Genomic DNA, 2,378 nt, shown 5'->3' with positions numbered 1-2,378 from the left:
GGAGATGATAATGAAAAGAGTATTGTTAACATCCATGCTTGCCCTACTTTCAAGCTCGGTTTTCGCCGCGTTTAATGGTCCAGAAGTCAGTGCAATCAATACGGTGAAAGAGGCGCGCAACGCAACCGACGACAGCGCTGTAGTGCTAACCGGGCATATTGTTCAATCATTTGGTAACGAGACTTACTTGTTCAAAGACAACACTGGTGAGATCGAAGTAGAGATCGACAACGAAGATTGGATGGGTCAAGAAGTGACACCAAAAGATACCGTAATGATTCGAGGAGAGGTTGATTCAGATTGGACAACTACGCAAATAGACGTTGAGACCATTCAAAAACGTTAAGAAGTTGACTAATACCTCAACGCAAATAACACAGCCACATTTTAGTGGCTGTGTTACGCAATAATCATGGAAAACGCTCGTTTAGCTAGTCAAGCAAGGGCAATCTTGCGGTACGACTAATCGTATACTCTTAGGCTGAACATCAAATCTAATGGTTCTCGAATGATAAGGTTCTCCATCTAAATTAAGAGGCAATGGATTCGGAAAATCTATCTCCAACCAGCTTGCTTTAGTGTACTTCACAAACTCTCCTTTCTCACTCGGGTTATTGATCTCGTCGATTACTTTAGGCAGCTCATGAGGTAAAAATGGGCGCACCAATGTTAGATCCATCATCCCATCATTAATCATCGCTTTTGGAGCTAACTCTTGCCCACCTCCAGCAAGGCGCCCATTACAAAACGCACCGAGCAACATTTCTCCCTGATACGCGCCACCTTCAATCTTTATTGTTCCGTCATATGGTTTAAAGCCAAGTGCTTTTATAACACCAGTTAACGTGTAAGCTCCGCCGCCAAGAAAGTTTTTGAGTTCAACAGGCGTTTCTGCTGTAACTTCTGCGCCAAACCCTGCTGTTGCCACGTTAATAAAGCAGCGATCGTTCGCTTTGACGCAATCGACCAAAGCGGACTTCCCCTCAACAGCAAGAGATAAAGACGCCTTAATGGAATTAGGTACTTGAATAGCGGTAGCAAAGTCATTGGCGGTACCAAGGGGAATAATGGCTAACTCAGGGCGTTTTTCTTTGTCAATTTGAATAATCGCAGAAGCCGCCTCATTGACGGTCCCATCGCCACCAGCGACAACAATACGTTCAATGCCTTCATCAACCGCTTCTTTAACTAGCCGCGGCATGTCTTGAGATTCCCACGTCACACGCACCTGTACGTCGATGCCTTTTTCTCTCATTTTCATGATTGCATCTCTTAACTCTGGATTCCCAGCTTTTTTTCCGTTAAGGATGGCACGTATTGTCTTTTTCATTGCACTTCCTATTGGTTGATGACTTTTCCTGCTTGCTTAATCTGTGAACGCAACCACTGATGGGCGCTGTCGTTTGTGCGACTAGGATGCCAGATTGTGCAAAGCTCATACATTTGTTCATCAAATGGCATTGATAAAGATTTAACATGATAGGTGTTATTGAACAAGTTGATCATCGACTCTGGCATTAAACCAATGTATTCACTACCACAAATAATTGGGAGCATTTCTAGTACGCCTGAGGCTCGATACTTAATCTTTCTCTTATCCAAGTCGACAATGTCATCGGCGTTTAACAAGCTCTTACGACTCTGCCACTGCGAAACCACTACGTGTTCTTCTTCAAAAAATTGTTCAGCCGTAATCTCGTCATTCAGGCGTGGATGCGCTTCGCTACATACCACCACCAAACGCTCCGTAAGTACAGTTTCCAGTTTTAGCACCGTTCTTGCTCTTGGTGTGATATCAATGATCAAATCGTATCGTTGTAACCTCAGATCACTTTCAAAATCTTCCGTAAAAAGCGGATGTACTTCTAATGCAACATTTGGTGCCGACACACGGATTTGTTTCATGACTTGAGGTAGCAACTCAAAGCTTGCAACGGACACACAGGCAATAGAAAACACTCTATTCGACACTTTAGGGTCAAACTCACTAGAGGCCGATAATGTCGAAGTGAAATTTTGTACTGAAGCTAGAAGAGCAGGATAAATATCCATCGCAAACGAGGTAGGCTCGACACCTTTAACGCAACGATGAAACAATGGGTCATCGTAGATATCACGTAGCCTTGCAAGCGCTTTACTCACCGCAGGCTGGGTGATGTTTAAACGCGACGCCGCCCGAGACAAGTTACGCTCTTCATAGATGGCAGTGAAAATGGGAATAAGATTAAGGTCGGTCGGTTTCATGCTATTAAATTTTTCAAAAGTCACTTTCTCTATTTTAATCTAACAGCATGATCCTTCACGTAGCCAAGTGCAATAAATGGGCGGTATCGCTTGTTTTAATGAGTTTTAACTCAATTTTGACGCACTTCATTCAC

3 protein-coding genes are annotated in these 2,378 nt (G+C 43.5%); 1 reads left to right on the top strand and 2 read right to left on the bottom strand.

All coding sequences use genetic code 11. The features are described from left to right. The first annotated feature begins 10 nt into the window (after positions 1–10). Positions 11–346 (top strand): YgiW/YdeI family stress tolerance OB fold protein, encoded by a 336-nt coding sequence (locus CAG68_RS07690; RefSeq protein ID WP_005376539.1) that lies wholly within the window; start codon positions 11–13, stop codon positions 344–346. 81 nt (positions 347–427) lie between these two features. Here CAG68_RS07690 and yegS read toward each other — a convergent pair whose 3' ends face one another. Together yegS and CAG68_RS07680 are read right to left on the bottom strand one after the other, a co-directional pair. Continuing rightward, positions 428–1,330 carry a lipid kinase YegS gene (gene yegS / locus CAG68_RS07685; RefSeq protein ID WP_161440977.1) on the bottom strand — a complete coding sequence of 301 codons (903 nt, stop codon included), beginning with the start codon at positions 1,328–1,330 and terminating at the stop codon, positions 428–430. Between the two features lie 8 nt (positions 1,331–1,338). Then, positions 1,339–2,244: a LysR family transcriptional regulator gene (locus tag CAG68_RS07680; RefSeq protein ID WP_025767852.1), complete on the bottom strand. Its 906-nt coding sequence runs from the start codon at positions 2,242–2,244 to the stop codon at positions 1,339–1,341. Positions 2,245–2,378 lie beyond the last annotated feature (134 nt).

Origin of the sequence: Vibrio sp. V42_P2S4T144, assembly GCF_009904715.1 — a bacterium.
GTDB classification, from domain to species: Bacteria; Pseudomonadota; Gammaproteobacteria; order Enterobacterales; family Vibrionaceae; genus Vibrio; species Vibrio alginolyticus.
This window is presented reverse-complemented; position numbering and strand designations above follow the sequence as displayed.